Annotated in this window: 32 protein-coding genes and 3 pseudogenes; 32 read left to right on the top strand and 3 right to left on the bottom strand. The window is 52.4% G+C overall.

Annotated elements, in window-relative coordinates:
• The first annotated feature begins 109 nt into the window (after nucleotides 1-109).
• The 4 genes from DW904_RS04805 (at nucleotide 110) to metK (ending at nucleotide 4,523) form a co-directional block, all read left to right on the top strand.
• Nucleotides 110-679 carry a type II toxin-antitoxin system PemK/MazF family toxin gene (locus DW904_RS04805; protein WP_118578310.1) on the top strand — a complete coding sequence of 190 codons (570 nt, stop codon included), beginning with the start codon at nucleotides 110-112 and terminating at the stop codon, nucleotides 677-679.
• Nucleotides 676-2,424, top strand: a complete 1,749-nt coding sequence (locus DW904_RS04800; protein ID WP_243110301.1) for a nucleoside triphosphatase — start codon at nucleotides 676-678, stop codon at nucleotides 2,422-2,424. Before DW904_RS04805 ends, DW904_RS04800 begins: the two co-directional genes overlap by 4 nt.
• Nucleotides 2,394-3,104, top strand: coding sequence for a phage/plasmid primase, P4 family (locus DW904_RS23590; protein WP_243110300.1), 711 nt, complete (start codon nucleotides 2,394-2,396; stop codon nucleotides 3,102-3,104). The genes DW904_RS04800 and DW904_RS23590 overlap by 31 nt, the downstream gene beginning before the upstream one ends.
• A gap of 351 nt (nucleotides 3,105-3,455) precedes the next feature.
• Nucleotides 3,456-4,523, top strand: a complete 1,068-nt coding sequence (metK, locus tag DW904_RS04795; protein ID WP_118578309.1) for a methionine adenosyltransferase — start codon at nucleotides 3,456-3,458, stop codon at nucleotides 4,521-4,523.
• Nucleotides 4,524-4,607: 84 nt separating this feature from the next.
• On the opposite strand, the gene DW904_RS04790 is transcribed toward metK, so the two are convergent.
• Together DW904_RS04790 and DW904_RS04785 are read right to left on the bottom strand one after the other, a co-directional pair.
• Nucleotides 4,608-4,895 (bottom strand): helix-turn-helix transcriptional regulator, encoded by a 288-nt coding sequence (locus DW904_RS04790; protein WP_118578308.1) that lies wholly within the window; start codon nucleotides 4,893-4,895, stop codon nucleotides 4,608-4,610.
• Nucleotides 4,892-5,275: a type II toxin-antitoxin system RelE/ParE family toxin gene (locus tag DW904_RS04785; protein WP_118578307.1), complete on the bottom strand. Its 384-nt coding sequence runs from the start codon at nucleotides 5,273-5,275 to the stop codon at nucleotides 4,892-4,894. The genes DW904_RS04790 and DW904_RS04785 overlap by 4 nt, the downstream gene beginning before the upstream one ends.
• Nucleotides 5,276-5,366: 91 nt before the next feature.
• On the opposite strand from DW904_RS04785, the gene DW904_RS04780 reads away from it, so the two are divergent.
• The 15 genes and pseudogenes from DW904_RS04780 (at nucleotide 5,367) to DW904_RS04705 (ending at nucleotide 15,586) form a co-directional block, all read left to right on the top strand.
• A complete protein-coding gene (locus DW904_RS04780; protein ID WP_347562020.1) occupies nucleotides 5,367-5,693 on the top strand; it encodes an HNH endonuclease in 327 nt (108 codons plus the stop codon).
• A 434-nt stretch (nucleotides 5,694-6,127) separates the two neighbouring features.
• The gene (locus tag DW904_RS04770; RefSeq protein ID WP_118578305.1) at nucleotides 6,128-6,436 is read left to right on the top strand and encodes a DUF2256 domain-containing protein; all 309 of its coding nucleotides are present in this window, start codon (nucleotides 6,128-6,130) and stop codon (nucleotides 6,434-6,436) included.
• A complete protein-coding gene (locus tag DW904_RS04765; RefSeq protein ID WP_118578304.1) occupies nucleotides 6,417-6,920 on the top strand; it encodes a hypothetical protein in 504 nt (167 codons plus the stop codon). Before DW904_RS04770 ends, DW904_RS04765 begins: the two co-directional genes overlap by 20 nt.
• Complete coding sequence (locus DW904_RS04760; protein ID WP_118578303.1) at nucleotides 6,913-7,140, top strand: hypothetical protein; 228 nt, start codon at nucleotides 6,913-6,915, stop codon at nucleotides 7,138-7,140. The genes DW904_RS04765 and DW904_RS04760 overlap by 8 nt, the downstream gene beginning before the upstream one ends.
• A gap of 44 nt (nucleotides 7,141-7,184) precedes the next feature.
• Entirely contained in the window at nucleotides 7,185-8,432 is a 1,248-nt protein-coding gene (locus DW904_RS04755; protein WP_118578302.1) for a site-specific DNA-methyltransferase, read from the top strand.
• Nucleotides 8,422-10,540: pseudogene (locus DW904_RS24975) on the top strand (DNA cytosine methyltransferase). The gene DW904_RS04755 and the pseudogene DW904_RS24975 overlap by 11 nt, the downstream one beginning before the upstream one ends.
• Nucleotides 10,541-10,763: 223 nt before the next feature.
• Nucleotides 10,764-10,946 carry a hypothetical protein gene (locus DW904_RS04745; protein WP_118578301.1) on the top strand — a complete coding sequence of 61 codons (183 nt, stop codon included), beginning with the start codon at nucleotides 10,764-10,766 and terminating at the stop codon, nucleotides 10,944-10,946.
• On the top strand, nucleotides 10,940-11,890 hold the full coding sequence (locus tag DW904_RS04740; protein ID WP_118578300.1) for a hypothetical protein: 951 nt from the start codon (nucleotides 10,940-10,942) through the stop codon (nucleotides 11,888-11,890). Before DW904_RS04745 ends, DW904_RS04740 begins: the two co-directional genes overlap by 7 nt.
• Nucleotides 11,891-12,122: 232 nt before the next feature.
• Complete coding sequence (locus DW904_RS04735; RefSeq protein ID WP_118578299.1) at nucleotides 12,123-13,061, top strand: amidoligase family protein; 939 nt, start codon at nucleotides 12,123-12,125, stop codon at nucleotides 13,059-13,061.
• 67 nt (nucleotides 13,062-13,128) lie between these two features.
• Nucleotides 13,129-13,365: a DpnD/PcfM family protein gene (locus DW904_RS04730; protein WP_107000236.1), complete on the top strand. Its 237-nt coding sequence runs from the start codon at nucleotides 13,129-13,131 to the stop codon at nucleotides 13,363-13,365.
• Between the two features lies 1 nt (nucleotide 13,366).
• Nucleotides 13,367-13,879 carry a gamma-glutamylcyclotransferase family protein gene (locus DW904_RS04725; protein ID WP_202187665.1) on the top strand — a complete coding sequence of 171 codons (513 nt, stop codon included), beginning with the start codon at nucleotides 13,367-13,369 and terminating at the stop codon, nucleotides 13,877-13,879.
• A 130-nt stretch (nucleotides 13,880-14,009) separates the two neighbouring features.
• Entirely contained in the window at nucleotides 14,010-14,489 is a 480-nt protein-coding gene (locus DW904_RS04720; protein ID WP_202187664.1) for a gamma-glutamylcyclotransferase family protein, read from the top strand.
• Nucleotides 14,486-14,953, top strand: a complete 468-nt coding sequence (locus DW904_RS24970) for a DUF4314 domain-containing protein (protein WP_118578296.1) — start codon at nucleotides 14,486-14,488, stop codon at nucleotides 14,951-14,953. Before DW904_RS04720 ends, DW904_RS24970 begins: the two co-directional genes overlap by 4 nt.
• Nucleotides 14,950-15,321, top strand: coding sequence for a DUF3846 domain-containing protein (locus tag DW904_RS04710; protein ID WP_202187663.1), 372 nt, complete (start codon nucleotides 14,950-14,952; stop codon nucleotides 15,319-15,321). Before DW904_RS24970 ends, DW904_RS04710 begins: the two co-directional genes overlap by 4 nt.
• Nucleotides 15,322-15,394: 73 nt before the next feature.
• Nucleotides 15,395-15,586 (top strand): hypothetical protein, encoded by a 192-nt coding sequence (locus tag DW904_RS04705; RefSeq protein ID WP_118578294.1) that lies wholly within the window; start codon nucleotides 15,395-15,397, stop codon nucleotides 15,584-15,586.
• Between the two features lie 199 nt (nucleotides 15,587-15,785).
• On the opposite strand, the gene DW904_RS04700 is transcribed toward DW904_RS04705, so the two are convergent.
• Nucleotides 15,786-16,037, bottom strand: coding sequence for a hypothetical protein (locus DW904_RS04700; RefSeq protein ID WP_107000230.1), 252 nt, complete (start codon nucleotides 16,035-16,037; stop codon nucleotides 15,786-15,788).
• Nucleotides 16,038-16,246: 209 nt separating this feature from the next.
• Between DW904_RS04700 and DW904_RS22745 the strand changes: the two genes are divergently transcribed.
• From DW904_RS22745 to DW904_RS04645, 13 genes and pseudogenes are all read left to right on the top strand, one after another.
• On the top strand, nucleotides 16,247-16,423 hold the full coding sequence (locus tag DW904_RS22745) for a hypothetical protein (RefSeq protein WP_195455161.1): 177 nt from the start codon (nucleotides 16,247-16,249) through the stop codon (nucleotides 16,421-16,423).
• A 139-nt stretch (nucleotides 16,424-16,562) separates the two neighbouring features.
• Entirely contained in the window at nucleotides 16,563-16,769 is a 207-nt protein-coding gene (locus tag DW904_RS04695; protein ID WP_118578293.1) for a hypothetical protein, read from the top strand.
• Nucleotides 16,770-16,784: 15 nt separating this feature from the next.
• Nucleotides 16,785-17,045 carry a hypothetical protein gene (locus DW904_RS04690; RefSeq protein ID WP_118578292.1) on the top strand — a complete coding sequence of 87 codons (261 nt, stop codon included), beginning with the start codon at nucleotides 16,785-16,787 and terminating at the stop codon, nucleotides 17,043-17,045.
• 202 nt (nucleotides 17,046-17,247) lie between these two features.
• Entirely contained in the window at nucleotides 17,248-17,469 is a 222-nt protein-coding gene (locus DW904_RS04685; RefSeq protein ID WP_118578291.1) for a hypothetical protein, read from the top strand.
• A 397-nt stretch (nucleotides 17,470-17,866) separates the two neighbouring features.
• On the top strand, nucleotides 17,867-18,058 hold the full coding sequence (locus DW904_RS04680) for a hypothetical protein (protein ID WP_118578290.1): 192 nt from the start codon (nucleotides 17,867-17,869) through the stop codon (nucleotides 18,056-18,058).
• Nucleotides 18,059-18,103: 45 nt separating this feature from the next.
• Nucleotides 18,104-18,388, top strand: a complete 285-nt coding sequence (locus tag DW904_RS04675; RefSeq protein WP_118578289.1) for a hypothetical protein — start codon at nucleotides 18,104-18,106, stop codon at nucleotides 18,386-18,388.
• 135 nt (nucleotides 18,389-18,523) lie between these two features.
• Nucleotides 18,524-18,808 (top strand): hypothetical protein, encoded by a 285-nt coding sequence (locus DW904_RS04670; RefSeq protein WP_118578288.1) that lies wholly within the window; start codon nucleotides 18,524-18,526, stop codon nucleotides 18,806-18,808.
• Nucleotides 18,809-19,007: 199 nt separating this feature from the next.
• Nucleotides 19,008-19,385 (top strand): hypothetical protein, encoded by a 378-nt coding sequence (locus tag DW904_RS04665; protein ID WP_118578287.1) that lies wholly within the window; start codon nucleotides 19,008-19,010, stop codon nucleotides 19,383-19,385.
• Nucleotides 19,386-19,576: 191 nt separating this feature from the next.
• Nucleotides 19,577-20,056, top strand: coding sequence for a phage terminase small subunit P27 family (locus tag DW904_RS04660; RefSeq protein ID WP_107000223.1), 480 nt, complete (start codon nucleotides 19,577-19,579; stop codon nucleotides 20,054-20,056).
• Entirely contained in the window at nucleotides 20,056-21,681 is a 1,626-nt protein-coding gene (locus DW904_RS04655) for a terminase TerL endonuclease subunit (RefSeq protein ID WP_207664906.1), read from the top strand. The genes DW904_RS04660 and DW904_RS04655 overlap by 1 nt, the downstream gene beginning before the upstream one ends.
• 24 nt (nucleotides 21,682-21,705) lie before the next feature.
• Nucleotides 21,706-21,921 (top strand): holin, encoded by a 216-nt coding sequence (locus DW904_RS04650; RefSeq protein ID WP_233430175.1) that lies wholly within the window; start codon nucleotides 21,706-21,708, stop codon nucleotides 21,919-21,921.
• Nucleotides 21,921-22,247: pseudogene (locus DW904_RS24965) on the top strand (phage portal protein); the annotation flags it as partial. The gene DW904_RS04650 and the pseudogene DW904_RS24965, both read left to right, overlap by 1 nt.
• Before the next feature lie 89 nt (nucleotides 22,248-22,336).
• Nucleotides 22,337-23,047, top strand: a pseudogene (locus DW904_RS04645) (phage portal protein); the annotation flags it as partial.
• Nucleotides 23,048-23,230: the final 183 nt, after the last annotated feature.

Below are 23,230 nucleotides of genomic sequence, written 5' to 3'. Positions count from 1 at the left end.
GGGAGCAGAAGATGCTGTCCGGTATTTTTTACGCCTTTTTACATTTTGTGCCGCCTAAAAGTGTGAACTTGGGCGGCCTTTTTGCTATCAACATGGAGGTGATATCCTGATGGGACGAAAGAAAAGTAATGCCCGGCCGGTAGAGCGCGGCCGCAAGATCCATGTCAATAAATACATCAATCAGCGTGGAAAAACAAAGCCGCACCGCAGATCAGAGGCATCTTGTAAACTGACATCGAAAGAACCTCAGTTTCACGAGTTGCCAGCAGATCAGTGGCCGGCAACAAAGATACCGAAGCAGTATGAAATCTGGTTTGCAGAATTGGGAAATCATTATGGCACTTCGGTTCAGAGCGGAAACCGTCCGGTGCTGGTTATCAGCAACGATATGGCAAACCGCAATTCCCCGATCATCACGGCGATCCCGATGAGTTCTAAGCTGAAGAAGCTGGAGCTGCCGGTACACATTCCGGTCACCGAGAAAGACTGTGAAATGCTCCGGGATGAGTGTCTGGAAGAATCCATTCTGCTGGTGGAGCAGATCACGACCATTGACAAGATGGTTCTGTGCAGCCGGCTCTGCCGTGTGACCTCGGCCAGGAAAAAGCAGGAGATCGAAGCTGCGGTTAAAAAGCAGTTTGCGATGCAGGCTTGTACGGGAAGGGAGGCGCAGGCATGATGGACATCAAGAACATTCCGGGCAAGCTGAAAACGACCTGCAGCTTCTGTGTCTGGAAGTTTGAAAAGCGCAATGGCCAGAAGACCAAGATGCCGTTTAATCCGGCAACGGGAGAACGGGCAAAGATCAATGACCTGCGTACATTCTCAGATTTCAAGAATACCCTCGTCACTTATGCAATGGGTGGTTATGACGGTATCGGTATTGCAGTTGGCAACGGAATCGGTGCTTTTGATATCGACCACTGTATCCGGGAGGATGGCACGCTGAACGATACAGCGGACACCGTCCTTTCTATCTTTCCTACAGCTTACGTGGAAAAATCACCGTCCGGCAAAGGGTTGCGAGGTTTCTTTTGTGTGCCGGAAGACTACGTCTATGACAAGACGGTCTACTACATCAACAACCGCAGCAAAGGTCTGGAAGTGTATATGCCCGGTGCGACGAACCGCTTCGTCACCGTAACGGGAGATGTTTACCGCACAGGTGAGATCCCAAACGATGAAACGGCAATGACAACACTGCTGGACACGCTGATGAAGCGAAACAAGCAGGTGCAGCAGACCCATTTCCAGCACCATTCGTATCTGGATGATGAGGCAGTTATCGCACACGCCAATGAAGCCAGCAACAGTGATAAATTCAAAAAACTCTTTGCCGGTGACTGGGAAGATCTCTATGGCAGCCAGTCGGATGCAGATATGGCGTTACTGTCCATTTTGGCATTCTGGTGTGGCTGCGATGAGGAGCAGATGGATCGCATCTTCCGTACATCGGGCTTGATGCGTGATAAGTGGGATCGCAAGCAGGCTGGTTCGACCTACGGTGCGATTTCCATCCGCAATACCGTCAATACCTGTTCGGCTGTCTATATGCCGGTCAATGCGCAGGACATTGTCGATGAGGAATTTTCCAAGCTGGATGAGGATGATTATATCGAGTTTCAGCCGGATCTCACCAAGATCACAGTTACTCTGGAAGAAATGGCTCCGCATACAAATGCCCGGTATGGAAGAAATGAGATCGGTATGGGCAATATGTTTGCGGATTATTTCAAGCAGATCGCCCGGTACAACAGTGAGCGTAAAGGCTGGTATGTCTATGACGGCTCTGTCTGGCGGCCGGACAAAGGCAATCTCAAGGTGTCGGAACTGGCAAAGCTGCTGGCTGACAAGCTGTATGTGTTTGCCCTGACGATCACTGAAGAGGATGCCAGGAAGCGGTTCATCGACCGTGTCCGAAAGCTGCAACTGCGTAAGAACCGGGAAACGATGCTGAAAGATGCCATGTCCGTGTATCCGATCTCCATGCAGGCATTCGACAGGAACAAGTATTTCTTTAATTGCAAAAATGGAACGCTGGATATGCGGACACTGGAATTCAGGGAGCATCGGCCGGAGGATTATCTCACAATGGAATCCGGTATTACCTATGACCCGGATGCAGACTGCCAACGCTGGCACTCGTTTATCAAGGAAGTCATGTGCGGGGATGCAGATCTGGCAGACTTCCTTCAGCGTTCTTTGGGATACGCCCTGACAGGAGACACCTCTCAGGAGTGTATGTTTATCCTTTACGGTGCCACTTCCCGAAACGGAAAAGGTACTGCAATGGAAACATTCCTGAAGATCATGGGCGACTACGGAAAGACATCAAATCCGGATATGTTGGCAGCTAAATTCCGTGGTGGGAACACAGGCGGACCTCGGAAGAAGTGGCTCGTCTGGTCGGTTCCAGATTCGTAAATATCTCTGAGCCGGAGAAGAAGATCACATTCAATGCAGCTCTCGTAAAAAGAATGACCGGCAACGATACCATCAACGCCCGATTCCTGAATGAGAACAGCTTTGATTTTGTGCCAGTGTTCAAGATTTTTATCAATACGAACTACCTGCCCAATGTTAATGATATGACCCTGTTCCAATCCGGCCGACTGAAAATCATACCGTTCAACCGTCACTTTGAAGAGGGAGAACAGGACCAGGGGCTGAAGGGGCAGTTTGCGAAGCCGGAGAACCTGTCAGGTATTTTCAACTGGTGCTTGGAAGGGTACAAGAAATATTGCCAGCGAGGTCTGGAACTTCCGCAGGCTGTCACAAAAGCTACGGAAGATTACAAGGATGATTCTGATCGAATCGGACAGTTTATCGAAGCGTGGCTGGAAAAAGATAATGAGGCTGAACTTCGGACCGCTGCAGCATACCAGTTGTACACAAAGTGGTGTGAGGAGAATGGTTATTCTTCGGAAAACCAGAAGAACTTCAAAAATGCCCTCGGCGTGCATTTTACAGTGGCTCGAAAACGGCCCAAAGGCGGTGGCGGCCAAACGACGCTGATTCTCGGCTGTAAATTCAAGGAAGTGGAAGAAGGGGCAGAGGATCAGACTGTGCAGGATGCTTACAAGCCCAAAGACAGCCTTCTATAAACTTTTTTCGTGGATTTCGGGCTGCGTTGTAGCGAGTAGCAGGTTTGTAGCCGAGATTTCATACCCCTTTTTATTATTACTTTCTTTTATAGCTTTCTTATATAAAATTCAGCTACATAGTTGCTACGTGCTACATGAGTTGAAAAGAAGAAAAGCAAATAAGAGAATTTGAGGTCTGCTTTTCATCTGGGTGGCCCGGCTTTTTGAACAGCCCCATTTTGTGAGAGACAGAACGTGGTTCTTTTAACCGAAATATTTAACCGAGACAGAGCAGGCAGTCTTTGTGGGAGCCTATTTGTGGGCATGGGCAAAGGCGGCCTGCTTTGTGATACATGAAAGAGAGGACAGAACATGAGTAAGATTATTACATGTGAACAGGTCAGCAATGGTCATCCCGATAAGATCTGTGACCAGATCGCAGATGCCATCGTGACCGACATTCTCCAGCATGACAGGAACGCCCGTGTGGCAATCGAGTGTCTGCTGAAAAAGAGCCAGCTTTTTATTGCCGGCGAAGTCACTACCGATTATCGGCCAAACTACAACCAGATCGTTCACGATGTGTTCAACCGCATCGGTGCTGAAAAGCTGGGCTGGAACCTGACTGAGCTTCTTCGTATCGGCATTCTGGTGGACAAGCAGTCACCGGACATTGCGCTCGGCGTGGATAAGGGCGGTGCCGGTGACCAGGGAATCATGTATGGCTACGCCACCAACGAGACGGCAGAGCAGATGCCGATCCCGTACATGGTCGCCACCAAGTTCCTGCAGCTGCTGAAGAACCATCCGTCCAAGATGTTCCGTGCAGATGCCAAGGCGCAGATCAGCTACGATTACGACACCGGACGCATCACCACATTCCTCTGCTCCGTGCAGCACAGCCCGGATGTGGAGGTCGGCGACTTCAGGCACATCATCGAATCCATGATGGTACTGGCCGCCTGTGAGTATGGGTTGGATGGGGACTTCACGAAGCTGGTCAATCCGACCGGCCGTTTTGTGCTGGGTGGCAGCTACGCCGATTGTGGTGTGACTGGTCGGAAGCTGGCGTGCGATACCTACGGCGGCATTGGTCGCATGGGTGGCGGTGCTCTGAGCGGTAAAGACCCCACCAAGGTGGATCGCTCCGCAGCATACATGGCACGAAAGATTGCAAAGGACATCGTGCAGGCCGGCTACGCAGACAAGTGCGAAGTCCAGCTGGCCTACGCCATCGGCGTGGTACAGCCAGTGGGTGTGTCGGTGGAGTGCTTCGGTACGGAACACCAGTCGTTGGACTTCATCGAAGCCTACGTTCATGACAGCTACGACCTGACTCCGCAGGGTATCATCAAGCGGCTGGGTCTGTTGGATGTAGATTACAACAAGGTCAGTGCTTACGGTCATTTCGGTAAGGCTGGTCTTCCGTGGGAGAAATAAAAAAGAGCCTATCCGAGGATAAGCTCTCAAAGTGAGTGATATTCTACGCCGTAAGGCTCCCCGTCACTCCCGGAGGATTAAACATCATGCCATTGGTCTAGCTTGGGAAACGGTAAGAGTCAGTCCAAGATGCTGGAAAATGTTTAACAAAGTTCCAAGATTAGGAGTTGTTTTGCAAGATTCAATTCTTGCAACAGAGGACTGAGGAATGCCACACATAGCAGCAAGATCACGCTGGCTTAAGCCAAGTGCGTTTCGCTGCTCGACCATTGCGGTTACGATGGCTGCGATTTCTTCAGTTTCTTCCATGTCTTTTGCAATGACAGGATCGACTGTTTTTACGTGTTCTTTGTAATCGTTCCAAGTTTTCATAATTCACCGTTCTCCTTTCTGGACAGATAGTCATCACGTTCACGCTTTGCTTTCTCAATTTCCCTGCGAGGAGTCTTCTGAGACTTTTTACGGAATTGATGGAGTAGAACAAAGGTGTCTTTTTGGACGAAGAAATAAAAAACGCGGTTGTTACCGGGACGTAATTCCCAGATGTCTTCTTCCAAATGCTTTGTGATGTTTTCATTCATGTTGGTCCCGTTTAGTGAGAGCAACTCAATGTATAAGCTGGCTTGCTTATGTTGGATGCGGGCATCCTTGTTGGTAGAGGCTTTAATGCGTAATCCTTCGAGGAAGTCCCAAACCTGACATTCACCGTCTCTTGTTTGATAGAACGCAATTTCATATTTAGCGTCGCTCATTAGTGTATGGTCTCCTAAGTTATCTTATTCATTTGTTCAACATAATGATAGCATAAATGCTATCAGATTTCAATAGAAAAGGAAAAGTAAAATGCCGTACAGACCAAAGACACCATGCCATCATCCCGGCTGCCCGGAGCTGGTGGAAGCCGGTCGGCTCTACTGTGAGAAGCACCTGCCTCTCCATCCAGAAGTCACCCGCCCGGCAGCAAAGCGTGGATACAACAGACGGTGGCAGAAAGCAAGAAAGTCGTATCTGGAAGCCCATCCGCTCTGTGAGCAGTGCGCCAAGCAGGGCAAGTACGTCCGGGCAACGGTGGTGGATCATATCATTCCGCACCGTGGTGACAGAAACTTTTCTGGGACCAGAACAACTGGCAGGCTCTCTGCAAGAGCTGCCACGATAAAAAGACGCTGACCGAGGACATCAACCCGACCTACACCTACTGACACCCCCGCCGGGGCCGGGGTCACTTCTCTACGGTGAAGTCACACGGAGACCGGTGGCCCCTTTTGCGTGAAAAACCGCAAAATTCATAGGCCGGGGGTCAGAGGAATAACGGCGCAAAATGAAACAGGAGAAATGTACAGGCATCGGAGCTTCGGTTCCGGTGCCATTCTTTTTCCCCGAAATGAACCAAAGTGTGTGAAAACCTCTCGTAAACAGGGAGCTTTCGCACATTTTAGCTTGTTCCGGGAGGAGCGAGGGCGAGCGGGAATCGGACGTCGCAACAACGATCCAACCTGGCGGGGCGGTGCCGATTTCCACTTCGCCGCTTTTCGTATGAATTATGAGATTTTTCTAAGAAACCGCCGAAGAAACGGCGAAAAATGAGAGTGGGGTGAGGGCAGATGGAAGATTACACGGCTGAGATGATAAGGGACATGGCGTTTTCCTTCTGTCCTCAGTGCGGTACAGCCATTGTACCGAATCATAAAGGCAGACCGAGAAAGTTCTGCTCACCGGAATGCCGGTCACGGTGGAACAACACCCACCCGAAGCCGGAGAACTGGAAGACCGTGCGGTCGAAGATCTGCCCGGTGTGCGGCAGGGAGTTTTCCTACCGGCATCAGTACGGGTTGGAACGAAAATATTGCAGCCGGGCTTGTGCTAACCGGGGCAGAGGAAAGGAGGCAAAAGATGCAGCCGTTGAGTATTGAACGGGATGTCAGAAGAAATGGCATCCGTATGGATTGTGTTTTTGAAGGAACGGCGTTTGATGCTGCCAGGGAGCAGGTGAGGACGCTGCGGCTTTCTGGAACGAAACTTTCTCAGATCGCAGAGCAGACGGGAATGCCTGTGGAACAGGTGATGGATTACTGCCGAGAACTGGGATTGCCGGAAATAGGAAGCTGCCATCTGGTGCCGCCGGGCAGAGTGAAAGAACGCAGATGTCCAGTCTGTGGAAGAATCATCGGGCAGAGTGGAAGAGGTGCGCCGAGAAAATATTGTTCGGATGAGTGCTATGCTGAATATGAACGAAGGAATTATAAACGGGAAAAGGCTGGCAGGGTAGCATTCTGTCAGAACTGTGGCCGTCCGTTTACGGCAATCTGCGAAAGCAGGAGTCAGCGGATGTTCTGCAGCAGAAATTGTTATTTTGAATTTCGATATGGACTGAAGGAGGCGAAGGAGCATGAGTGAAAAGGTGATCGGTGTGTACCCGTTGTTCAACACCGGGGGTATTTGTGTACATGCAATCGACTATGCGGAAGATAAGGTCCTGGCATCTGTGAACGGGGAAAAACCGGAATGGTGCGAGATGGCAGAGAAACCGCAGCCAGAAGAAGATGGCAGTGAAATGGAGTCGGGCTTTTTGTTCGGCTCCTTTTTCGTGCCGTTTTCCGGGGTCATACGCATGTGAATCTAAAACGGGAGGGCTTACATGAAGCGACTGCTGAACTAAAGATGCTGCCGGTGTCCGTACTCAAGCCGGCTGCATACAATCCCCGGAAAAAGTTGAAGCCGGGGGATAAAGAGTACAAGAAAATCAAGAACTCCATCACGGAGTTCGGCTTCGCAGATCCTTTGGTGGTCAATGCCGACATGACGATCATCGGCGGCCATCAGAGACTGACTGTTGCAATGGAACTGGGATACACAGAAGTGCCTTGTGCGGTGGTGGACATCGACAAGACCAGAGAGAAAGCCCTGAACATTGCACTCAACAAGATCACGGGTGCATGGGATGATTCTCTGCTGGCTGACCTGCTCAAGGACATCGAAGATTCCAACTTCGACCTCGGTAAGACAGGCTTTGACCCGCCTGAGATCGAGACGCTGTTCAACAAGGTCCACAGCAAAGAGGTCAAGGAAGATGACTTCGATGTGGAATCCGAGCTGAAGCAGCCATGCTTCTCCAAAGAGGGTGATCTCTGGCATCTGGGAAAGCACATCGTTCTGTGCGGGGATTCTACCAAAGCGGAATGCTACGACACCCTGATGGACGGAACCAAGGCAAATCTGGTCCTTTCCGATCCCCCTTATAACGTGGATGTGGAAGAGACTGCCGGTAAGATCATGAATGACAACATGGGAGATTCGGAATTCTACCAGTTCCTTCTGGCAGCGTTCCAGCAGATGCACGGCCATCTGGCAGACGACGGTTCCATCTACATCTTCCATGCAGATACGGAAGGGCTGAACTTTAGAAAGGCATTCAAGGATGCCGGGTTCTACCTGTCCGGGTGCTGTATCTGGAAGAAGAATGCGCTGGTGCTGGGCCGCAGTCCTTACCAGTGGCAGCACGAACCGTGTCTTTACGGCTGGAAGCAGAAGGGGAAGCACCAGTGGTATTCCGACCGGAAGCAGACGACCATATGGGAGTATGACCGGCCGAAGTCCAACAAGGACCATCCGACCATGAAGCCCATCGGTCTGATGAGCTATCCGATCCGCAATTCCACTATGACCAACGGCATCGTGCTTGATCCGTTCCTCGGCAGTGGCTCGACACTGATCGCCTGTGAGGAAACAGACCGTGTGTGCCGGGGCATCGAGCTGGACCCGAAGTTCGTGGATGTTATCGTGAAGCGGTACATCGAACACAGCGAAGGCCACTACGATGATGTGTTTGTTATCCGCGACGGTCAGAAGCTGAAGTTCGAGGAAGTGGCAACCTTCGAGCCGGAAAGCGAGGATGCCGATGGAGAATAAACAGCTGACACTCGGCAGCCTCTTTGATGGTTCCGGGGGTTTCCCGTTGGGTGGACTTTTGACCGGGCAGATCACTCCGCTGTGGAGCAGCGAGGTGGAGCCCTTTGCCATCCGAGTCACGACCAAGCGCCTGCCGTGGGTGAGGCACTATGGTGATGTGTCTGCCATCAGCGGTGCGGACTTGCCGCCTGTTGACATCATTACTTTTGGAAGTCCCTGTCAGGATATGTCTATCGCCGGTAAGCGGGACGGTCTGGATGGTTCACGGTCCAGCCTGTTTTACGAAGCAATCCGAATCGTGAAGGAAATGAGGTGTAAGACCAATGGAGAAAAACCAAGATTTATCGTGTGGGAGAATGTGCCAGGGGCCTTCTCCTCAAACAAAGGACAGGACTTCAAGGCAGTTCTCGAAGCCGTCATCGGTGTTAAAGAACCGTCCGCCCAGGTGCCTGCGCCTGAGAAAAAGGGATGGCCGGATGCTGACTACTATTTGGGAGACGGATGGAGTGTCGCGTATCGAGTCCTTGATGCACAGTGGTGGGGCGTGCCCCAGCGTAGAAAACGAATCTTCCTTGTCGCAGATTTTGCAGACAGAGTGCCCCAAAAGTATTATTTGAGTCCGAGGCGTGTCTCGGTATTCTGCGGAGAGCTTCCGTGCGTGGCAAAGAGCTGCCACCTGTGTTGAAAGCAGCACTGGAAAGGCAGGCGGCACAGGAAGAATCTGCCTGAATGATCAGGGTGGGGAGAGAATGGATGTGACAAAGGAAGCGACATCAACGCTTCGAGCAGAAGCACACCATCCTCCGTGTGTTCTGGAAGCAGCCGGTTTCTGCACGGAACACTCTGCCAACGCAAGAAGCATCGGGTATGAAGAGGAACGGTCACCAACTCTCCGGGCTGGTGTTGTGCCTGCCGCTATTGCTTTGGAAAACCATCCTGCAGACAGCCGGGTGAAGATTTCCGAGGATGGCAAGGTGCAGACCCTGACCAGCCGGTGTGGTACGGGTGGCGGCAATGTTCCACTGGTCATGGATGGTGTTGAAAAGTCGGTGGAAAGCCCGGTGAAAGATGTTGAGAACTCCCCGGCAGTCACATTGAAGATCCGCTCCGGATGTGAGGGCGGCGGCAAGGGAGCCATCTGGCAGGAAGAAAAGTCAGCCACCCTCGGCTGCAACAACGACCAGACGCTGTTCGTTCCGAAATGCTACGGTGTCTGCTCCAAAGCCAGTCATTCCATGATGTCCGATAATCCGCATAGCGGTTTTTATGAAGCAGATACATCCCGGACTCTTGACCGCAGTGGTGGAGACCCGACCTGTAACCAGGGCGGCATCTGTGTAGTAGAGCCGGTTGCTTTTACACAGAATCAGAGGGATGAAGTCCGGGATCTGGGAGAGAAGTCAGCAGCACTTGCAGCAGAGCTAGGGATGAAGCAGCAGACCTTCGTCTTGCAGGGCAACATGATCGGCCGCAAGGATGAGAACGGTCCGCAGGGCGATGGCGTCAATGAGGATGTCTGCTTTACACTGGATGCCACTGACCGTCATGCAGTCTGCGCACCGGAGGATGTGTATGCCATGACCACCGGCTCCTATATGCAGGTGGCAAAAGAAGTCGCACCGACCCTGATGGCACGGGATTACAAAGACCCGACCACCATCGCACCGGCACCGCATCTGAACGAGGGTGTCATGGGAACGGTGGCAACAGGGGCGCATCCCAGCGGCTTCAACGGGCAGGATGCTTTTAATGACCGTCTGGTCATCGACAACCCGGAAGCACAGCCCGCACCTGTGACTTATACCGTCCGCCGTTTGACACCGACCGAGTGTGCCAGACTGCAGGGTTTCCCGGACTGGTGGTGCAGAGATCTCGGAACGGAAGATCCGACCGAAGAAGAGCTGGCGTTCTGGACGGAGGTGTTTGAAACGCACCGTAAGATCGTGACCCATGCCAAGAAGCCGAAAACGGAGAAGCAGATCCGAAAATGGCTGGCTGACCCGTATACGGATTCGGCAGAGTACCGTATCTGGGGCAACGGCATATGCTTAGCCAACGCATTTTTTGTTCTGGCCGGCATCGCATGGTGCGCAGGTCTGGAAGAATAAACTGGCCCGCTATATTACTAGGTAGACAGTCACCCAGTGATATGGCGGCTTACATATCGGGGCTATTTACACAAATGAGTTTGCACCTCATTGTGTAAAGGGTCGAACATAAAGATTATTCGGAAATGGACTTGCTATTTGCCCGGTTCAGAGTGATATATGTGCTACCGAAAAAAACATCGGGATGTACAAAAACAAAATAATGAAAAAGGAGCGATGAATTATGTTGAAATTTGAACTAAATGTAGAGGAGCGCAAAACACTGGCAAAGCGGATGGAGGAGTTGACAGGCATCCATCCTACTACACCAAGGCGCCTCGGTATGCGTATGACATCGGAGATTATACCATTGACCGGGATGGCAACCTGCTGGTTGAGGCGGAAAATGCAGATCTGGAATTGCTGACTACGCTGATGAATGAAGGCCTGATCCGCGGCGGCGAGGATGTGGATGCAGAGACTTTGCAGGAAACTGCAGACGAACAGCCTGCGGTAGACCTTGCCGAGGGTGTCCAGATGATCCCGGCAGTACATCCAAATGGGCAGGAGACCTGTGACGGAGATCCAGAAGAAGCCGAGGAAGATGGGGAATCCGAAATGGAGAGTGCAGAGCAAATCCCATCGGAAGAAGGCACGGAACAGCCTGTGTCAGAAGAAGCAATCCCTCTGGATGCGGATTTTTCTTTTCCAATCAGTCAGCATAACGGCGTATCGCTTCGCAACCTGGTCAATCTGATCTACAGCAGAGGGGAACTCATCAGCAAGGCAACGGACGGCATTTTCCTTGCCGATAAGGGGTTGGTGGATGCCTTGAAAGATGACAGCTGCACTTATGCGGTAGCAAATTTCATTCATGCGGTCAAAGAATATGAAGAACAGCATGGTGCTTCCCTGGAAGGCTTGACGATCACAGATGAGAAAGTTACCTTTACAGGTTTCCCGACGGCACCGGATTATGACCACCTGACTGCATTCGGACACCTTGCGATCCTGATGAATCAGCAGGCTATCAGCCAGAAGCGGATTCAGGCAAAAGAGGTGAACGATTCAAATGAGAAATACGCTTTGCGAACTTGGCTTCTGCGCCTTGGCATGAATGGCCCGGACTTCAAGCAGACCAGAAAGATCTTGATGGAGAACCTTTCCGGCCATGCGGCTTTCCGCACGGATGAGGAAGCACAGAAGTTCCTTGCAAGGGAAAAGGCAAAGCGGGATGCCCTGAAAGCCGCGAAACAGGCAGCACAGGAAGGTAGTGCCTCCGCTGGGGAAACAATCGCATCAGCAGATGCCGAGCCGACACAGCCCGGCGGTGGGGCAGACACGGCGCAGATGCTGGAGGCGGGAGCGTAAGCTCCCAAGCCCCCAATGTGGGCCGGAAAAAATGCGAGATCCTCTTCCATTGTACCGATATTAACTCTGAAAATGTACATTATCAAGCGGATAAACCACAGAAATGTACACGATCATTCTGGCTCATATTTGTCGAATATATGTTCTTTTATATCCTTGCTATTATCCGCACCTGACGGTAATATGCACATACCGAAAGGGAAAACAAGGAAAAAACAAAGGAGAACATACCATGAACGATAAAACAAGAGAGCAGATTGAAGCCATGAAGAACCAGACCATCGGAGTTGAGATCGAGATGAACAACATCACCAGAGAAAAAGCGGCAAGAAAGGTTGCCGAGTACTTCGGAACCAGAGCATGGAACGCCGCCGGCGAGTACGGATATTACAGCTGGGCTTGCAAGGACCAGCTGGGCAGGGTTTGGAAATTCCAGAGGGATGTGAGCATCTACGGACCGGACGCAGAAAAATGCGAACTGGTCACCCCGATCCTCACCTACGATGACATCGAACCCCTGCAGGAAATCATCCGGCTGCTCCGCAAGGCAGGCGCAAAGAGCGGCCCAAGTCGCGGATGTGGGGTCCACATCCACATCGGCAAAGGCGACCACACCGCAAAGACCATCCGCAACCTTGTGAACATCATGGCGGCACACGAACAGCAGATCGGCAGAGCCATCCGGATCGACGCAGGGCGCACCGGACAATATTGCCGGGTAGTCGACCACCGCTTCCTCGACCGGCTGAACCGCGAGAAGCCGACCACCATGCGCAAGCTGGAAGACATCTGGTACGAAGGCAACGGTTCCAGCTGGGAAAACCGGAATGCCCACTACAATTCAAGCCGGTACCATATGCTGAACCTTCATGCCACCTTTACAAAAGGAACCATTGAATTCCGCCTTTTCCAATTTGCAGACCCAGCGGACGGAAAGCGCAACGGACTGCACGCTGGAGAGATGAAAGCCTACATCCAGCTTTGCCTCGCAATGAGCCAGCTTGCCAAGATGGTCAGAACGGCAAGCCCGAAGCCCCAGCAGACCGACAACGAAAAGTACGCGATGCGGTGCTGGATGCTGAGGCTGGGATTCATCGGGGATGAATTTGCAACGGCAAGGGAGATCCTTCTGCGGAACATGGAGGGCAACGCATCCTGGCGAAACAAATAAGCCAGGATGCACGGGCACCTTTTGGGCGGGCAACCGCCCTTGAGGCGGTAGAAGGAGGTGCAGGTTTATGAAAAGCACGTTAAAAAATGAAAGCACACCGGGCGGCAGGACCTTTAAGGTGACCATCACCGAGACCTACCAGAGAACGGTGACCATTTATGAATCCGAAATGAAAGAGCCGACCGTGGAGGAAGCCCAGCGAGTGGCAGAGGACTGGTGGCAGGACAGCCAGATTGAGCTTGGGACAGATGATTTCCAGGGCGTGGAATTCACTGGCAGGGAGGACGGTGAGGCGGATGTTTGAATTGATCAGCCGAGTCCCATCCAGATATTACCTTGCCTACGGAAGCAACCTCGACATGGAGCGGATGGGAAAGAGATGCCCCTACGCTGTGGTGGTCGGCACGACCGAGATCAAGGGCTACCGGCTCCTGTTCAAAAAGAGCAAGACCGGTTGCTATGCCACCATTGAGCAGGATGCCAATGAAAGCGTACCGGCAGTGGTCTGGAAACTCTCAGAATACGATGAGCTCCTGCTGGACCGATACGAGGGCTGCCCAAAATACTACTATAAGAAGCAGTTCCAGCTTCCGGTCTGGAACCTGAACGGGAACCGCATGAAAAAGGCAAAGCCTTGCATCGCTTATGTGATGCACGAGGACCGGCGGCTTGGCTGCCCGGATGCCGAGTATTTTGAACTGCTGCGCGGCGGATACAGCGACTGGGAATTTCCACTGGACACACTGAAGCGTGGGCTTTCCGCCAGTATCGGAAGGACGGAAGCCGTCCGGTATCTGAAGAAGCGGCAGATGATGTAAGAGTACACGATCACAGGGAAAAAACATTGTGCAGTATATGATGCTCATCGGCCTTGATAAATCAGGGCAAAAGAGTGATATATACCATACCGCCAGACAAGAGCGGAGAAAACCGAAGGGAGAGATTCAAATGAAGAACAAGAAATATTACATCGCCTACGGCAGCAACCTGTCGGTGGAGCAGATGTCAGACCGATGCCCGGATGCAAAAATTGCAGGGCAGGCGGTGCTGACCGGCTGGGAGCTTTTATTCCGGGGCTGCGCCACCATCGCACCGAACCCGAAGAAGAACACGCCGGTTCTGGTGTGGGAAATCTCGGAAAGGGACGAAGAAAACCTCGACCTCTATGAGGGCTACCCGAACTACTACCGCAAGGAAGACCTGAACCTCGAACTGCTCCGGGAAGGGGCAGAGCCGGAGAGGGTGACCGCAATGGTCTACATCATGGAGAACGACTTCGGACACCGCGCACCGAGCCGGTATTACTACAAAGTCCTGCATGACGGCTACAAGGCATTCCACTTCCCGATGCACATCCTCGAAGGTGCGCTGAAAGAATGCATGGATAAGGACGCCGCCCAGCGGATGATCGAGGAGGTGCAGGCATGAATTTCGCAGACGAAAAGACAGTCAAACGCCTTCGGGCAGAATTCCCGGTCGGATGCCGGATCATCCTCGATGAGATGGATGACAGGCAGGCACCGCCCATCGGAACGCAGGGAACCTGCAACGGGGTTGATGATGCCGGAAACATCTTAGTGAGCTGGGACACCGGAAGCCATCTGAACATTTCCTACGGTGCGGACAGTTGCCACCGTGTGGCTTCAGAAGCCGAGGTCAAGGTGTCGCTCGACCGGCTTGGAAAAACGCGACAGACCGGCCCACGTTGCCCCAGGTGCGGAGCAAATCCTGACTGCTACGACCATCAGCAGCAGGCACTCAGCCGAAGGGCGGACATTCTGATTTGCAACCGCTGCGGAACTGAGGAAGCGTTAGAGGACATTGCATGGGGCGGACAGCAGAAGATGCATCTTGCAGACTGGGCAATCGTGAAAGGGGGCTGGGTCGAATGAAAGTCCTTCTGATCAAACCGATGGAGCATCCGCAGGTGGTGGACATCGAAAACTCCCTGGAAGAGTTCTACTGCATCCTCGACTGCGACTGCATCACAGCCACATACCCTTGGGAAGAACGCGCTGCCCTGGTCACCGATGACAACGGGCTGTTCACCGAGAAGTCATTCAGCAGATACATCCCGGAGCTGGAGCAGCCCATCAAGGGAAACTTCTTCATCTGTGGACTGGGAGAGGAAGATTTCGCAGAGTTGCCCCAAGACCTGATCCGGAAATTCAGGGAACGCTTCTGGGTGCCGGAGGCATTCGTCAGCATGTTCGGGCAGATGGCAGTCATCCAGATGGATGACGGAACGAAGCCGGAATAAGATACCACAATCAGAAAAAAATACCCTCTCGGCCAGAAAAGACCGGGAGGGCTTGGTTTAACAGGAGGAGCCTATGGGACACAGAAAGATGCCGGCTTATGGTGAGAGGGAACACGGCGGCAGATACATTCTGGATGAATACGAATGGTCGAGAAATCACTGCAAGGCAGTAACCATTCGCAGATGGAAAAGGGACCTGAAAAAGAAAGCCAGAGCGCATAACCGCAGGGTGATGCATCAGGCAATACAGGGCGCAGCCGATTAGACGGAAAATGGGGGCCTCAAAAGAATGAGACCCCCCTTCCAGTTTACTGTATATTACCTCTGGAAAGCAACAATAGCAAGGAGAACCGCCGCCATAATGTACACAAACATCTGGCAGCGGTTTTGTGTATCATACCAAACCAAAACCGGGGATACGAGGCAGAGCCCCAGCCTCTGCTGGGGAGCCTCTGGGGGATTCCTTAGAAGAAATCCCTCATGCTCATACCGACCTCGTTCAGTCGTTCCTCCATGCTGTGGTAGTGCCAATCCTCTTCCTCTTCTTCGTCTTCTTCCTCAAGCTCCTCTGGGAAAGGGTCGTGCCGCCATCCGGCTTTCTGGTATTCTTCTTCCCGGATGTCGTTGCGGTCGTAAATGTCCAGCTCGTATTCTTCTTCAAGCTCTGCGATGCGGTTTTCGATTGCGGTTTCAACTTCTGTAATGGTCTTTTTCATGGTTTTTGTCCTCCGTTTTTGGTTTGGTTTTCTTTGCTTTCGTTGTGTGTATAATGCCGCAGAAACACATATATAGCAAGTCAATCAGGGATCATATATGTACCAAACATGAAGGGTGAAGATCGGTGATAATATGACGTTTTATGGCCTTGCTATCACAGGGCGGTGACGGTAATATACAGCTACAAAAAGCAAAGGAGGACAGCAGAATGGCTGATTGGAGAACATGGAAAAAGGGAAGAAAGACAACATGGCACTGGGACGAATTCGACGGAAGCGGAAGCCGGGAAGGGATTATCACCGAGGTTCATGAAGACCACGCGATCATGGAAGCAGACGGCATGCACCTTTGGATCGATGATGACACGGCAGAGATGTTCAGCTAAGAAAACGGGGAGGGAAACCTCCCCAGATAAACACATAAATCCACTAGATCAGGGTGCAGATGATCGTGTACTTTAGCCGCTTGATAGTATCCGGCAGTGACGGTAATATACAGCTACCAAAACGAAAGGGGCAAAGAACATGGAACGCTACACTTACGAGATCACATTTACACGGCTGGATGGACAGCCGGATGAAATCCAGCAGCACACCAGCGAGGAGCTGGCAAGAGAATGCTTTCGGCTTTTCGATGAGCCGGACAGCGCAGAGATGTACAGCAAAATCAAACTTGGCCGCCACGACTGGGAGACAGGCATGGATGAGATTCTGGAAACGATGACATTCTGAGAGGAGGAAAATACAATGACCTACACAAAAATCAACCTTTACCTTGCAAACGGAATTCCGGAGGCATTCAGCAACCTCTGGTACGGAAGCGACAGCGCAGCGGTCGAGATCAGGGATGCCGTTGAGGATGCGAAGAACGGCAAGGACCTTCTGAACCGCATCCAAAAGATGAAGCTCTTGCGGAAATTCACCCTCGACAGGGAAAACGACAAGCACATCCGCTTCAAGGGAACGGACTGCTGGGGTAACATAAGCTACCTCGAAATCATCCGCTAAAGGCAAGACCGACAGGCGCAAGGGGCTGGAAATGACCAGCCTTTTGCTCGTGTCGGTCTTCCGAAAAATGGCATGAAAAGCACATAAATATGACAATTACAGAGTTTGATGATCGTGTAGTTTAGCCGCTTGATAGTGCCCCAGAGTGACGGTAATATATAGTCACCGAAAGGGGAAAACAATAAAAACGGAGGATATGACAATGACGAAGAACGAAGACCGCATCAATAAACTTTTCAAGGAACTGGTACCGGAGACGGGCAAGGCAGACAGCCTCGCAGGAGAGCTGGTACGGGCAATGAGCCGCATCGGATACCGCTTTTACAACGACGGCGACCAGCTGGGCATCGGCTACGGCAAGGAAACTGCAACCCTGCAGGGCGGTTCCTTGGAGTCAAGGGCAACGACAAAATCGCAAAGCTGACTGCGGATGCCTGGGCAGTCTACAGCGAGGAAGCCTATGAAAAGGTTCTGGACATCCTTTGCGGAGCAGTTGCCGACTATGTCGAGCAGAACCCAGACCTTAGAAACCAGCCGACCGAAGATATGTGGGATTTCAAGGATGAGGAAGAAGACCAGGATGACAGCTGGGATGAAGAGGAAGATGACTGGGGCGAAGAGGAAGATTACGAGGACGAAGAAGACTACTAAGCCTGAGAAACACGTGGGGCTTGCCGGAAACGGCGGCCCTTTTCTCCTGCCGTAATACGCACAGTTCCGGACGGCTATCTTTGTGTAGTATGGCCGCTTGATAGTGTGTGACATAGACGGTAATATGCACATACCGAAACGGAAAACCAAGAAAAACGGAGGAAACCACCATGAAGAAGAACATTACCAAGGAAGAAGAAAAAGCCCTGCTGGAGATCGCCAAGCGCCTGATGGCAGCGGTAGACAGTCGGGGCGACCTCGAAGCCCGCAACAATGACAGCGAGGACTTCATTGAGGTTCCGGTCTGGGGCATCCAGAAAACAATGGAGGAAGCCTACCTGCTGGGACGGATGAACAGATAAACCGACAGCCCCCGACACAGCCCCACACAGGGGCTTGTGCCACGGGTGGCAAAACAATCCGAAGGAACCGACAACGCCCCAGACAGGGGCAGATGTGGCGGCGTGGAGGAAGGGAAAGCACACATGGAAGAACGGATGATGGATGTCATCGTGGAAATCTACAACCACATGGATGACAGCGATAAGGATGCCTTCACGCTGGAGGCTGCCGAGGATATGGTGGAAGACCAGATCAGGATGGATAAGGAAGCCGGACGGGAGCCGCTGGCATATGACCCGCAGTTCTTCTACGACACCATAGTGAAACTCATGGAGCAGGACGCAGAGTGATGTACATTCTGCCTGGTATTCCGGGCGGAAGATCGTGTACTTTAGCCGCTTGCTATCCTTTGCATCTGACGGTAATATGCACATACCGAAAGGGGAAAGCCCCAAGGGAAAAACGAAAACACGGAGGAATTCACCATGAAAAAGCATTTGATTAATTTCCCAGAAAACAACATCAGCATTGAGAGTTTCTACGACCGACTCAGACCTTGCTACGACAGCATCATGCAGTTCGGCGACCGGGTTTTGGTTGCCCAGATGAACTGGAACGGCATGCTGGAGGGAGCGGTATACGGATTTGTGGAAGACCCAGAGGAAGGCTGGTCACCGATTGAGTGCCGACTGGAGCTTCTGAAGATTTCCGATGAGACCTACACGGATGCCGGTCACGCGATCGAGTGGTGCATCAAGAACGCACACTGAAAAAGGGCAGAGCTCCTTCGGGGGCTTTTGCTCGTAGTGGCGGATTCTTCCAGTGTGGAAATACACATAAATCCGACAAAAAGAGGTGTGTATGATCGTGCAGCATAGCCGCTTGCTATGTCCGGGCAGTGACGGTAATATACAGTCACAACGAAGGGAAAAGCCCTACGGAAAACAAAACACACGGAGGATACAGACCATGACGAACAAAGCAAAAACCTACCTTAAGAACATTCAGGAAGCTGACACCGAGAAGAAGCTGATCGGCATCGAGATCGCCTTCAAGCAGGACATGACCCTCAGCTGCAACGATCTCGGAAGCCTTTGCAGGGCGGCAGAAGACAGGCGGTACAGCCTGCGGAATAACGAGGAAACGCTGAAGCTGAAGCAGATTCTTTTCTTCCGGACGAAAGCGGAGATGGATGCCTACCACGACATGAGCCGCAAGCCGGAAGACTGGACGGAAGCGGAGATCGAGCAGCAGAGAAGCCGCTTCTGCAGCGTCTGGCAGGTCATCGAGGAAGCGGAGCTGGTCGATGAATACGAGGCTTGGAAGGAAGCCAACCCCAACGCCTAACAGCACCCGAAAGGTACACGCCCCGAAAAGGGGCTGTGCCTCGTATCCGATGTGTTTTATATAAAGTTGCCGAAATGGGAAACTATTTGTTAGTTATACAGAAAAGTTTCCTGTTTAGGAAAATGATATTTCGAGGACTTCTTTGGAGGTCCTTTTTCTTTACCCATTTTTGCAGAAAGGAGGAGATGCCAATGGCTACCAGAGGCAGAAAACCAAAGCCGACCGCCATGAAGGAACTGGAAGGTAATCCGGGCAAGCATCCGCTGAACACCAGCGAACCGAAGCCCAACAAGAAAGCACCGGCCTGTCCGAAGTGGCTGGAGCCGGAAGCAAAGAAAGAGTGGCGCAGACTTGCAAAGCAGATGGAAGCCATCGGCATCCTGACCGAAGTGGATATGGCTGCTTTCGCTGGTTACTGTCAGGCGTATGCCCGATGGAAAGAGGCTGAGGAATTTATCACCCAGCACGGCACCATTGTCAAGACCCCATCTGGGTACTGGCAGCAGGTGCCGCAGGTTTCCATCGCCCAGACCTATCTGAAGATCATGAACAAGTTTGCAGAGCAGTTCGGTCTGACCCCGTCCTCCCGAAGCCGGATCATTGCTTCGGACGGCGGTCCTGCGGATGCAGCTGATGAGATGGAGAATCTGCTGGGAGGAGGTGGAAGTTGATGGCAGAGTGCAGACCCCAAAACTATCCGAAACTGAAGGACTACAAACCCAGCCGGTTCATGCTTCCGACCTGCCATTACGATGCCGCAAAAGCAGACCGGGCAGTGACTTTTATCGAAAACCTGCGTCATACCAAAGGCAAGTGGGCGGGCAAGCGGTTCTGGCTGCTTCCTTGGCAGGAGCAGATCATCCGGGATGTGTTCGGCATCGTGGATGAAAAGGGAAAACGTCAGTTTCGCACGGCTTATGTCGAAATAGGTAAGAAGAACGGCAAGTCCGAACTTGCCGCTGCGGTGGCCTTGTATCTGCTTTTTGCCGATAATGAGCCATCTGCCGAAGTCTATGGTGCGGCGGCTGACCGCCAGCAGGCATCCATTGTTTTTGATGTTGCCCACCAGATGGTGCAGATGACCCCGGCACTTTTGAAACGGTGCAAGATCATGGCAGCCACCAAGCGCATCGTGAACTACGGGAACGCAGGATTTTATCAGGTTCTGTCTGCCGAAGTTGGTACGAAGCACGGTTTGAACGTGTCAGGTCTGGTGCTGGATGAGGTTCATGCCCAGCCAAACCGAAAACTCTACGATGTCCTTACCAAAGGTTCCGGTGATGCCCGTGAGCAGCCGTTGTTCTTCCTGATCACCACGGCCGGTACGGATAAGGAGAGCATCTGCTACGAGCTCCACATGAAAGCCCTTGACCTGCTGGCTGGACGTAAGATCGACCACACCTTTTATCCTGTGGTCTATGGACTGACAGATGAGGATGACTGGCATGATGAAGCCAACTGGTATAAGGCAAATCCCTCATTGGGGCAGACCATTCAGATCCAGCGTGTCCGGGATGCATATCAGGAAGCACTGGATAACCCGGCAGAGGAGAATGTGTTCAAGCAGCTTCGTCTGAACATGTGGGTGTCCTCGCTGACCCGGTTTATCCCGGAACACATCTATGACCTCGGCAATCAGCCAATCGATATGGAAGCACTTAAAGGCCGTGACTGTTATGGAGGACTGGACTTGTCCAGCACTGGAGACATCACGGCTTTTGTGCTGATGTTCCCGCCCAGAGTTCCAGAGGAGAAGTACATCATGCTTCCGTTTTTCTGGATACCGGAGGATACGATCCCCCAGCGTGTGCGCAGGGCATCCGTTCCGTATGATGTCTGGTATCAGCAGGGCTACCTGATGGCGACCGAGGGCAATGTCATCCACTACGGATTTATCGAAAAAGTCATTGAGGAGCTGGGCAAGACCTATCACATTCTGGAGATTGCCTTTGACCGATGGGGTGCGGTGCAGATGACCCAGAACCTTGAGGGGATGGGATTTACGGTCGTGCCTTTCGGTCAGGGCTTTAAAGATATGAGCCCGCCTACCAAAGAGTTCTACAAGCTCCTGATGGAAGGGCGTATTACTCACGGCGGCAACCCGGTCATGGCATGGATGGCGGGGAATGTGGTCGTGGATACCGACCCGGCAGGCAATATCAAGCCGACAAAGGCAAAATCGCCGGAGAAGATCGATGGTATCGTCGCTGCGATCATGGCACTGGACCGCTGCATCCGAAACGAAGGACAGCAGCAGGGAAGCGTCTATGACGAACGTGACATGATCGTTTTTTGATATGAAGATTTGGAGGAAAACACAATGAAGTATCTGATGAGTGCAGAATGGTGGAAGGCAGCCGGCATCCGTGCTGCAAAGACGATGTTCCAGACCGGCGCGGCTCTGGTCGTGACCCAGATGCCTGGCGGAACTGTGGACTGGATGGCAGTTGGCAGTGCAGTGATCGTGGCGGGTGTTGCGTCCCTCGGTACCAGCCTTGCCGGTCTGCCGGAACTGGAAAAGGGGGATAAGGCTTAATGGGATTCTGGGAATGGATGGGGTTTGAGAATCCAAGGGATTCTCCCAAAACAGAACAGCCAAAAGAAGGTCTGCCGAAGGTCACGGATAACGTCCGCGATTCCGGGCAGACCTTTGTGTTTGGTCGCTCCAATGCCGGGGAGCAGGTGGATGAGAAAGCAGCCATGCAGATCCCGACTGTGTACGCCTGTGTCCGTCTGCTGGCAGAGTCCATTGCGGCACTGCCGCTGCATCTGTACCGGATGACAGACGACAACGGCAACAAGGAAAAGGCGAGGGATCATCCGCTGTATAAGATCCTGTATCGCCAGCCCAACCCGGAGATGACATCCTTTGTCTTCTGGGAAACGCTGATGACCCATCTGCTTCTCTGGGGCAACGCTACGCACAGATCGTCCGGGATGGCAAGAACACGGTGCTGGGTCTGTATCCGCTTTTGCCGGAAAATGTCGAAGTTGACCGAGATGAAAGTGGCGAGCTCTACTATATCTACCACGCATACACGGATGAAGTTCCGGGAGAGCAGAACAAGGACATCTACTTCCGCCGGGACGAGATCTTTCATGTGCCGGGGCTTGGCTTTAATGGTCTGATCGGTTTCTCGCCAATCGCCATGATGAAGAACAGCCTCGGTACTTCCATTGCGGTAGATAAATACGGTTCCTCTTTCTTCAAGAACGGCGCACAGCCCAGTGGTGTGCTGGAGCATCCCGGCGTTGTGAAAGACCCGAACCGTATCCGCGATAGCTGGGAAGCGGCTTATGGTGGCGCAGCGAACGCCCATCGTGTGGCAGTGCTGGAAGAGGGCATGGCCTACAAACCGATCTCCCTGCCGCCGGAAGACAGCCAGTTTTTGGAAACGAAGCAGTTTTCCGTGACGGAGATCTGCCGCATCTTCCGTGTGCCTCCGCATCTGGTAGCCGATCTGTCCAGAGCCACATTCTCCAACATTGAATACCAGTCGCTGAACTTCGTGATGCACTCCCTGACTCCGTGGCTTGTCCGCATCGAGCAGGGCATCATCAAGGATCTTCTGCTGGAAGAGGAGCAGGATACCTACTTTCCAAAATTCAATGTGGACGGTCTGCTCCGTGGCGACTACCAGAGCCGGATGAACGGTTATGCGACCGGCATCAGCAACGGCTTCCTCTCTCCGAATGATGTGCATCGTCTGGAGAACATGGATCTCATCCCGGCAGAGGAGGGCGGAGATGACTACTACCTGAACGGCGGCTATGTGAAGCTGAAAGATGCAGGGGTGGCGCAGCAGAATAAAGCTGCCGCAGTCCAGCAGAATCAGCCCAAACAG

The sequence above is a fragment of the Ruminococcus sp. AM42-11 genome (assembly GCF_003480145.1).
GTDB classification, from domain to species: domain Bacteria; phylum Bacillota; class Clostridia; order Lachnospirales; family Lachnospiraceae; genus Blautia_A; species Blautia_A faecis.
This window is presented reverse-complemented; position numbering and strand designations above follow the sequence as displayed.